Source organism: Clostridium aestuarii (assembly GCF_026735135.1).
GTDB classification, from domain to species: Bacteria; Bacillota; Clostridia; order Clostridiales; family Clostridiaceae; genus Clostridium_H; species Clostridium_H aestuarii.
This window is the reverse complement of record NZ_JAPQER010000003.1, coordinates 451,333-461,923: the sequence shown is the minus strand read 5'-3', so window position 1 is coordinate 461,923 and position 10,591 is coordinate 451,333. Positions and strand designations below refer to the sequence as shown.

Here is a 10,591-nt window from a genome sequence, read left to right as displayed (position 1 = left end):
AATTATGCGCTTAAATAAAAAATATTTAATTCCATCTCTATTAATTTTGACTTTAATTTCTTTGATTTTTGCATATAATTTTTTATTTGATAATTCATCTAAAAACATAAAAACAAATTTACCCGAATCTAAATCTGGATTCTTTTTAGGAACATATGTTGACATAAACTTATATGATAATAGTTCAGAAAAAATATTCACCGAATCTTTTAATATACTAGAAGATATTGAATCTAAAATGAGTATTAACATCGATACAAGTGAAGTTTCAAACATTAATAAAAATGCAGGTACATCTGCACTAAAAGTTTCACCAGAAACCTTTTTTGTTATTAGAAAAGGTTTATACTATTCTTCTTTATCTAAAGGACATTTTGATATAAGCATAGGTTCTTTAGTAAAACTTTGGGGAATAGGTTCAGAGCATGCTAAAGTACCCTCTCGTGAAGAAATACAAAAAAGTAAAAATACAATAAATTATAAAAATATTTTATTAGATGAAAAAAATCAAACTGTAAAACTTGCAAATAAAGGAATGATAATTGATTTAGGCGGAATTGCCAAAGGATATGCCGCCGATAAAATCTCAGCTTTTCTTAAATCAAAACAAATTAAAAGTGCAATTATCAACTTAGGTGGAAATGTATATGCTCTTGGTTCTAAACCTAACGGAAGTACATGGGGTATTGGTATACAAGACCCCTTCGAACCACGTGGAAAACATTTTGGAATAATTCATGTAAAAAACAAATCAATTGTTACCTCTGGAATTTACGAACGTTTTTTAGAAAAAGACGGTAAAAAATACCATCATATTTTAAGTCCTTTTACTGGATATCCAGTAGAAACTTCATTAGTCAGTGTTACAATAATCGCCGATAACTCCATAGATGCTGACGGACTTTCTACAACTATTTTTTCACTTGGATTAAATGATGGTAAAAAACTTGTTGAATCATTAAATGGTATAGATGCCATTTTTGTAAATAATAAAAAAGAGGTTTATGTAACCTCAGGGTTGAAAAATAATTTTTTAATTACGGATAATTATTTCATTTTAAACGATAACTAAATTATAGGAGGTCATATATTTATGAAAAAAAAATCAACATTTTTAATTCTTATTATATTTATTTTGAATATCAGCTTAATAGGATGTTCAAATAATAAAACTTCACAAACACCAAAGGAAAAAGAGACTTTAAATTTAGGTTTGCTACCTTCTGCTGATGCTATACCTTTCATTATAGCAAAGCATAACGGTTACTTTGAAAATGAAGGAGTTACTGTTAATCTACACCACTTCAAAAGTGCAATTGACAGAGATTCTGCTTTTCAAACAGGTAATATAGATGGAGCTATGGCTGACATGCTTTCAGTAATCTTTTCAAATGATAATGGGTTTAATGTTAAAATGACATCAAAAACTAATGGAAGTTTCAAGCTAATAGCAGGTAAAAATTCAAATATAAACGATCTTGAGCAAATCAAAGGAAAAACTATTGGAATTTCTAAAAATACTGTAATAGAATATATAACTGATAAAATAATGCAAAATGCTAATATCGCTGATAATGAATATGAAAAAGTTGCTGTACCTAAAATGCCAACTAGGCTAGAAATGCTTCACAACAACAAATTAGCTACAGCTACTCTTCCAGAACCTTTAGCAAGTGATGCAATTAACAAAGGTTGTAAAGTTCTAAGTAGCTCTAATGACATAGGTATTTATCCAGGTATAATGGTATTTTCTCAAAAAGCAATAGATACAAAACAAGAAGAAATCAAAGCACTATACAGAGCTTATAATAAAGCAATTGATTATTTGCAAAAAGAAAGCAAAGAAAAATATATTGATGTAGTAATCAAAGAAGGTGGTTTCCCAGAATCAATTAGAACCTCTTCAAACTTACCAGATTACACTAAAGCTGTTATGCCATCAGAAAAAGATTTTACAGAAGTTTTAAATTGGCTTAAATCTAAAAAACTTACTTCTAACGATTTTAAATTTACAGATTTATCTGATAGTAGTTTAATTGAATAACTTAACTTAACAAATCAGATATTTTAACAATAAAGTATCTGATTTGTGTTATTAACATAATTATCTATAATGAACAACATAATAATAAAAATTTTATAGGAAAAGGTGTATTTGTATGAGTAGATTTTTCAATAACAAAAAAATAGAATTACTTGCACCAGCAGGTACTTTTGAAATATTTAAAAAAGTAATTCATAGCGGGACTGATGCTGTATATTTCGGAGGTAAAATTTTAAATATGCGCATGCATAGAAAAGATTATAATTTTACAAATGAAGAAATACTTGAAGCTATTAAAATTGCCCATTCATTAAATAAAAAAGTTTATATAACTGTGAATAATCTTTTTAGTGAAGATAATTTAAAGGAAGCAGAAAATTTTTTAAAATTTTTACACTCCGCTAAACCTGATGCTTTAATTATTCAGGATTTTAGCATATTAGAACTTATAGATAAACTTAATTTAAAATTCAATTTACATTCTTCTGTAATGATGAATGTTCATAATCTACAAACTATTAAAACTTTAAGAAATCTAGGTATAACTCGAATTGTTTCCTCTAGAGAAATGGATTTAAAAACCGTTAAAATTTTACATTCACAAACTGATATGGAATTTGAGTATTTTACTCATGGAGATATGTGTATTGCCCATGGTGCTCAATGTTTATACAGTAGTATGCTCTTTGGTAAAAGTAGTAATCGCGGTTTATGCATGAAACCTTGCCGATGGAATTTCACTATAAAAAAAGATGGTTTAGTTTATCCTACTGAATATCCAATGGCAGTTAAAGACATGTGTATGTATGAATATTTACCTGAAATGATTGAGTCAGGTATCACTTCTTTTAAACTTGAAGGAAGAATGAGAGATTCCGATTATCTAATTAATCTAATTAATTATTATAGTGATGCTATTGATAGATATATTGATGATCCTATTTGCTATGATAGAAAAACTTTTAGTCAAAATATCTACGAAAATAGGAAACGAGATTTATCTACAGCATATGCTTTTGGTAAACCTGGGCTTTCAAATATAAATAGACGATACGAAGGTACAGGTAAATTTTATAGCCACGGTAAAGTTTTTAGCAAACCTATTGAAGAAATAGAATTGAATACAGAAAGAATAAAAGAAATTAAAAATGTTCTGAAATCAAATTCCAGTTCCTGTGAAAAGGCTTTGCTTAGTGTAAAAGTGAATTCTTATGAACAAGCAAAAGTAGCTTTAGAAGAAAATGTTGATGCTATTTATCTTTCTGGAGAAATTTTTGAGCCTGATAAACCTTTTAGTAAACAAGAAATTATTTATTTAACAAACAACAAAAAAGATACCAAAATATATCTTGCTTTTCCAAGAATGATGTATGAAGAAGATTTCTCAAAATATACTCATTTACTTTCTAATAATAATTTAGGTGTAGATGGTTTACTTGTAACTAATTTAGGTGCAATAAATGCATTCAGCAATTTAGGTCTTGAGTTAATTGGTGACTATTGCTTAAATATGTATAATTCTAAATCAACTGCCTTCTATAAAAAACAAGGTTTATCACAAGCTACACTTTCATTGGAAACACCATTAAAAAACTCAATAGAAACAATTAAGAACTCTCCACTTCCTATAGAATTGATTATTCATGGTGCTCCTGTAGTAATGTATTTAGAGAATGATTTATATGAAAACATTAAAGTTTTTAACCCTACTAAAGCTGAAAATAATCGGTATGTAGATAACCATATATTAGTTTTGGTAGATGACAAAGGCTATGAACACCCTGTTTATCGTGATACTAATGGCAGAAATCACATGACGCTTTATAAGGACTTATGTTATTTGCCATTTTTAAAAGAACTTAATAATATTGGATTAAATCATTTTAGAATTGAAGGTTGTCATTATGATATAAAAACTTTAAAAAATGTTCTACATATTTATAAAAAAGCTATAAACGACCTAAGTAAATGTAGTAAGTTATTCGACTCTTTAAAATCTTGTAATGACAGATTTACATTAGGAGCTTTTCAATTTAATTGATAAGAATAAAAGTGTATATTACTAGAAATAACTTTACAGAACATATATCAAGGAGGTACTAGCATTGAATAATTACATAGGTCCTAGTGAAATAATTAAAAAGAAAAAAGATTTTTTGTACCCTTGTACTCATCACTTTTATAAAAACCCACCCCAAATAGTAAAAGGTGACATGCAGTATTTATTTGATTCTACTGGAAAAAAATATCTAGATTTTTTTGCTGGTGTTTCAGTAATGAATTGTGGACATTGTAATCCTGTAATTCTTGAAGCAGCAATTACTCAAATGAAAACTTTACAACATACTACCACTATTTATTTAACTCAATCCATTGTAAATTTAGCAGAAAGACTCGCCGAGGTACTGCCTGGTAATATAAAACATTCTTTTTTCTGCTGTACAGGCTCAGAAGCAAATGAAGGAGCTCTTTTATTAGCAAGATTACATACGGGTAAAAATAAATTTATTGCACTAGAAAATGGACTACATGGGCGTACATATTTAACAATGAGTGCAACTGCAATTCCAATGTGGAGAGCTGATCCAAATCTTGATAGTTCAATAATTTTTGTTCCAAATGCCTATAGTAAAAATAAGGACCTTAATGAAGCAGCTTTAGACTCACTAAAGGCAATAAAAAAAGCTATCAAAATAAATGGTGCTGAAAAAATAGCGGCATTAATAGCAGAACCTATTCAGGGAAATGGTGGTATGATAACTCCACCCAAATGGTACTTTAAAAAATTAAAACAGCTATTAAATGAACATAATATTCTTTTAATTATTGATGAAGTTCAAACCGGTTTTGGGAGAACTGGTAATATGTTTGCAATTGAGCACTATGATACTATTCCTGATATTATAACTGTTGCAAAAGCTTTAGGTAATGGAATGCCTATAGCTGCATTTTGCACAAATGATAATATATCAGCATCCTTCACAAAAGCCTCTGCATCTACTTTAGGTGGAAATCCAGTTTCTTCCGAAACAGGAATAGCCGTACTAGATTATATAAAAGATAATAATCTTTGTAAAAAAGCTAAAATATTAGGTACAAAATTAAAAGAAGGATTAATTAATCTTAAAAACAAATATCCACTTATAAAAGATATTCGTGGTATAGGTCTTATGCTTGGTGCTGAACTTATAAAAGAAAATGGAGAGCCTGCTTCTGAAGAAACAGATTTTATATTAGAAAATTTAAAAGACAGAGGTATACTTCTAGGGAAAAATGGTCTTGATAGAAATGTGTTAGCTTTTCAACCTCCCCTTGTTATTAACGAAAATGATATAACATTTTTATTAACTGAGTTAGATTCAGTATTAAATATAATTTATAAAAAACTAACTAAATATTAAAATAAAATTCTATTTAGCTAAGTTTTAGAATACTGTAAAAACAATATTTTCTAAAACTTAGCTAAATAAAAAATATAACCAAAAAATAAAAAAGCATCTACCTATAAGTAGATGATACATAAATTTCAAACAAATCAGCAAATCACTCTCCCAGTCTCAGATTTACTAATTTAAAATAGAATTTTTATTGCTAAATCTATAAAACTCCTGTTAAATACTTATGATTGTTGTTAGCACATTTGCTCAATCTTAACATATTTATTTTTTGCAGATATTTTACTTGCCCAAAATTCAGCATCAAAATACATAACATATTTATCATTTTTTTGTAATTCTTCTATTAATGCTGAGCTATCAATCATTTCTTTTGCTTCTTCTATTGAATAATCATATTTTTCAACCAAAGCATCCTGAACATAATTCTTAAATTGATTTTGTTTACTTATTGGAAGTATCATTTAAATTCATCTCCTTTTTAAATATTTTAACATGTTTATAACTTTATAATATATATATATCAGCTAAATCTCAAGCTTTGTAAATATTCATGTATACGTTTAGTTTACCCTATTTATAAAAATCCAAACCTTTTCAATAATAATTTCTAAACTTTAATAAATAAAAAAGGAGAGGTGCATCCCTCTCCTATAATCCTATTTAATTTATTATCTGATTTATAAATCCGAAATACCGTTGCCCTGATTTTGACACCTATCTCTACGATAGGTGGGTGTCCTCACAAATGCATCACTGTTCTTGCCTTATAACAAATAAGGCCTTATAGTTCCAATCTACACCTAAATATTGAACTCCCGTTTAAGTACTGTAGGTTCAAAATAAGAGCGTGACAAGTATTTCAGATAGTCAACTCAATTATTCAATATAATATGAACTCAAAAGGTTTACATTATATTAAAATGAACTCGTCTGACACATTTATTATATAAGTATTATAAATAAAATGCAATAATTTTTTAATAAAATTTTGGATATTTATTTTATTTATTTTTAGCTCTTGACAAAAATGGTATTGAAACACATTCACTCAATGGTACACTCTTATATTGAAAAGCAAGACCATTAATAATTGCTGAACATCCAAAAAATATTATTCCTGCTTGAGGACTCATAATTGTAAAATCAACTAGGCCCTGACCTAAAATAATAGCTTCTATACCTGCTAATAAAGGACTTAATGGGCAATGTTGCTTATTAAGAAACCAAATTTCTTTAAAAAGGTATAATTTCATACAAACAAAAATGCTAGCTCCAACTGCTCCTAATGTAGTTGCTATTGTAATCAAAATATTGTGTCCATGAACTACTCTTATGTAATGATAAATACTTTTATCCGCAAAATATATCCCCATTAATCCCCATCCAGTAACAGGCTTAAACTTAAACATATTTAAGCAGTTTCTCCAAATAGCTTTACGATCTTCTATTGAAGTAAACACTCCTTCTCCTCTTGGAAAATAATGAGGAAAAATAAACATTAATATTACACCTAATGTAAAAAAAAGTATTAGAAATATCATTTTCTTTTTATCTTCTCTAAAATAAGCATATGTAATCATTCCTAATATTAGACCTATAATTGCTCCACGCGATTCTGTCATGAATAAAACACTAATAAACAATGCAGCTAATACTATATAAAATATCTTTTCAATTTTAAGTGATTTTTTATAAAAATAAAAACACATAAGAACCATAACTGCATACCATGTTCCTGCTATATTAGGATTTCCAAAAGTTCCCGAAATCCTATAACTTTCACTAAATGAAACTGGTGGATAAATTCCAATTAAACACTTCCACCAAGCATACTTATACTGAATTCCCTTAAATCTTTCTATAAATCCAATAATTCCAGATCCTACAGAAATTAACATAATCTTTTTAAAAAGCTGTTCTATTTGTTGTACTGTATTATAGTAATTTTGTAAATACACACTAAAGAAAAAATAGAATAAAATTGCTAAAGAAGCTATGACGGAAATCTTATTAGTATTTATAATTCCAACAAGAAAAGACCAAATAAAAAGAAAAAACAATCCTATATTCCAAATATTTCTTAATATAAGATTATTTTTGTGTACCGCCTTAAACCCTATACTAATCATAGGTAAAAATGCAAGATAGGGTGAAAATACGATCAAAAGAATACTTAGAAACACCATTTATGTTCTCTCCCGCCATTTACTAATCTTTGTTGTAACAAAAATTTGCATATTAATTATAATCAACTATATAATACTATAAAAATGCGTTGGTAAATTATTTACATATTATATTTCCCAACGCATATATTATATATCTTTTCTAAATTTGCCTATGATTTTATTATCTGTAATATTTAATTTTCTATTCCACACCTACTAACTATTATTTTGCCTTTACCACATAATTAGCATAAGGAATATCTGCAAAACTATATTTTCCTTCTTGATCACACATAGTATATTTTACAGAAACAAATCTTCCATCTTCTTCAATTCTATATAAGATTGCTAAAGCATTAGGAATCGGATTACCAATTTTGTCTTTGACTTGCCCACTTATCTTTGTTTTTGTATTTCTTTTAATAAGCTTAATATTTATATCAAAAATTTTATCTGTTTCAATTATTTCAATATATTCTTGGTAAGCCTTAAATTTAGGATTATTTACAATAATACAGTAATTTCCTTTTGGTATTCTTGAAAAAACAAATTGTCCATAAATATTTGAAATAGTTACTTTATATATAATTTCCCCTCCGTAACAAGTTTTTTTCAATAAGTACATAGAAATATTTGCTAAGGGAATATCTTTCTCATCTACTATATGACCTGAAATCAAAGTTTTATCAGGTATTATTGCTTGTTCTAAGTAAACATTATATTCATATGCTTCTGAATATATATTTAATGACTCACTTACCATCTTCTTATAACCAATTTTTTCAACAACAATTTTTATTTTACTGTTTTGTTTAACCCCCATATAAATATAAAAACCTTGTTTTGAACTATACACTGCTCCTATTTCCTTATTATCCTCATCGATAAAGCTAACTCTAGCATTTTGTATAGGATTTTCACACAAATCATTTATATAACCATATATAATGGAACTGTCATAGTAAATATTTTTTTCTAATTCTAAATCCAACCTAATTTCTTGCTGCTGCTCAGTTACACTGCCCATTTGTGATTGCCCTAATTCATACTTATCCATACAATCCCTCTCAAATAATTGGTTATGTATATAATTGACATATAGATATATCTATATGTCAATTAATTATTAAGGTGCTAATTTGTTTGATTTAATCTTATAATTACCCTCCGGTACTTGTTCAAATAGATATACGCCTTCATCATTTGTAATAGTCTTCCTTATAGGAACTAATTTTTCTTTTTCTTCTCCATCTGTTTCTACTTTAAATAATACAACAAATGCCCCTTCAACTAATATTCCATCTTTATCATTTATAACACCATTTATAGTACCTTGTCTACCAATCGGATCATTCAGCATAGTCAAATTTATATTCATAACTTTGTCTGTTTCACTTATAACAAAAGTTGTTTCGGTTGTTTTATAACCTAATAATGAAATCTCTAAAATATACATTCCCTGTGCTATATCAAAAAAGGCATATTGTCCAAATTGATTTGTGTGTGTTGTCTTTAACAGCACTGGCTCAGCTCCAGAATTATTATATAACCTTACAGTAACTCCTTCAACCTTATCACCCTTTTCGTTTAGCACATCTCCAGCCACTAAACTATTAGCCGAACCATTATCAAGCGTCATTACAAAATTTCTCTCTACTTGTTGAGATTTCTGCATTACAAAAGGAGTACCTTGTTTTAAAGTATACTTATCTTTAACTGCCAATATTAAATATTGTTCTCCAGCTTTAACATTATCTATAGTAAATTCTCCTTCAGCATGTGTAAGTGTATGATATTTAGGATTGTACTCTGTATCTGTTATTTTTATTGTAACATCTGAAATTGGATTTCCATCCCCATCTAAAGTTTTACCAAAAACTGTACCTGTATCAGCTATTATATTATCATCTAATTGTAAATCAATACGAATTTCCTGTCCTCTATCAACAATCGAACCTGTTTCAGACTGACCTAATTTATATAAATCTTTATTTTCTGCCATAATATCACCTCACATTATTAAGATTCTTTATTTGATTTTACAATATAGTTACCTTTAGGAACTTCTCCAAACAGATACGCACCATTTGTTGATGTTCTTGTATATCTAAAAGGAATTAATTCTGGATTTTCTTCATCTCCAGTAACCTCATATAAAATAACTACTGCTGATGCTATTGGATTTCCAGCTTTATCAGTTATAATACCATTTATGGTTCCTTGAGACTCTGTAGAAGATGTAGATACAACTGCATCAATGTTCGTTATTGAACCTGGTTCTGTAACTTGAATTTCAATTGCAGCTGTCTCATATCCTTGTTTTGTAACTCTGGCAATATAACTTCCTATTGCAACATTTACAAAAACCGCTTGACCATATTCATTAGTGGTTGTAACTGCTACTGGCGTTTGTTCACCCTGTTCAACTTTTAGTAATGTTGCTATCATATTTTCTACAGGATTTCCGTCAGTATCAAATGTGTGACCTGTAATAGTTGATAGTACAGCATTTGGATCAGGAGTTATTTTAGAATTTATTTCTATAGTTTGACCAGCTTCTATAGCAAATCCTCTTTCTTCTTTAAGAAGATATCCATCTTTCACTGCATAAAAATGATATTCTGATCCTGGAGTTAACCCCGTTAAGTTATACTTTCCTTCTGCATCTGTTAATGTATGATACAATGGATTGTGATCATTATCCATGATTTTTACCAAAACACCTTCGATAGGCTTATCATCATTGTCAGTAATAGTACCAAGAATAGTTCCCATATTCAAAAACGGGTTATCATCTAACTGTATATCTAATCTAATTTCTTCGCCAACCTTTTCTACGCTTCCCTGTTGTGATTGACCTAGTTTATATAAATCACTCATTTAACTGCCTCCTTTAATTAAAATTACTACAAAATATGCATTTAGATTCATATTTAAAATTAAAAGCAGTATAATCTAATTTTTGTAGCTATTAGGTTGTT

The 10,591-nt window shown here is 28.3% G+C and carries 9 protein-coding genes and 1 other RNA gene; 4 read left to right on the top strand and 6 right to left on the bottom strand.

Features of this window, described 5'->3' with window-relative positions; all coding sequences use genetic code 11:
- The first annotated feature begins 4 nt into the window (after positions 1 to 4).
- The 4 genes from OW763_RS10340 to OW763_RS10325 all read left to right on the top strand — a co-directional run bounded on the left by OW763_RS10340 (position 5) and on the right by OW763_RS10325 (position 5,445).
- Positions 5 to 1,072 (top strand): FAD:protein FMN transferase, encoded by a 1,068-nt coding sequence (locus OW763_RS10340; RefSeq protein WP_268041042.1) that lies wholly within the window; start codon positions 5 to 7, stop codon positions 1,070 to 1,072.
- 21 nt (positions 1,073 to 1,093) lie between these two features.
- Entirely contained in the window at positions 1,094 to 2,044 is a 951-nt protein-coding gene (locus OW763_RS10335; RefSeq protein WP_268041041.1) for an ABC transporter substrate-binding protein, read from the top strand.
- A gap of 115 nt (positions 2,045 to 2,159) precedes the next feature.
- Positions 2,160 to 4,085: a peptidase U32 family protein gene (locus tag OW763_RS10330; protein ID WP_268041040.1), complete on the top strand. Its 1,926-nt coding sequence runs from the start codon at positions 2,160 to 2,162 to the stop codon at positions 4,083 to 4,085.
- A 64-nt stretch (positions 4,086 to 4,149) separates the two neighbouring features.
- Positions 4,150 to 5,445, top strand: a complete 1,296-nt coding sequence (locus tag OW763_RS10325; RefSeq protein ID WP_268041039.1) for an aspartate aminotransferase family protein — start codon at positions 4,150 to 4,152, stop codon at positions 5,443 to 5,445.
- 230 nt (positions 5,446 to 5,675) lie between these two features.
- Here the strand turns inward: OW763_RS10325 and OW763_RS10320 are convergent, their stop codons facing one another.
- The 6 genes from OW763_RS10320 to OW763_RS10295 form a co-directional block, all read right to left on the bottom strand.
- Entirely contained in the window at positions 5,676 to 5,903 is a 228-nt protein-coding gene (locus tag OW763_RS10320; protein WP_268041038.1) for a hypothetical protein, read from the bottom strand.
- A 217-nt stretch (positions 5,904 to 6,120) separates the two neighbouring features.
- A non-coding RNA gene (gene ssrS, locus OW763_RS10315) (6S RNA) lies at positions 6,121 to 6,311 on the bottom strand.
- 132 nt (positions 6,312 to 6,443) lie between these two features.
- Positions 6,444 to 7,628, bottom strand: coding sequence for an O-antigen ligase family protein (locus tag OW763_RS10310; protein WP_268041037.1), 1,185 nt, complete (start codon positions 7,626 to 7,628; stop codon positions 6,444 to 6,446).
- 205 nt (positions 7,629 to 7,833) lie between these two features.
- Entirely contained in the window at positions 7,834 to 8,667 is an 834-nt protein-coding gene (locus OW763_RS10305) for a hypothetical protein (RefSeq protein WP_268041036.1), read from the bottom strand.
- 69 nt (positions 8,668 to 8,736) lie between these two features.
- On the bottom strand, positions 8,737 to 9,612 hold the full coding sequence (locus OW763_RS10300) for a carboxypeptidase-like regulatory domain-containing protein (RefSeq protein WP_268041035.1): 876 nt from the start codon (positions 9,610 to 9,612) through the stop codon (positions 8,737 to 8,739).
- Positions 9,613 to 9,629: 17 nt separating this feature from the next.
- On the bottom strand, positions 9,630 to 10,490 hold the full coding sequence (locus tag OW763_RS10295) for a carboxypeptidase-like regulatory domain-containing protein (RefSeq protein ID WP_268041034.1): 861 nt from the start codon (positions 10,488 to 10,490) through the stop codon (positions 9,630 to 9,632).
- Positions 10,491 to 10,591 lie beyond the last annotated feature (101 nt).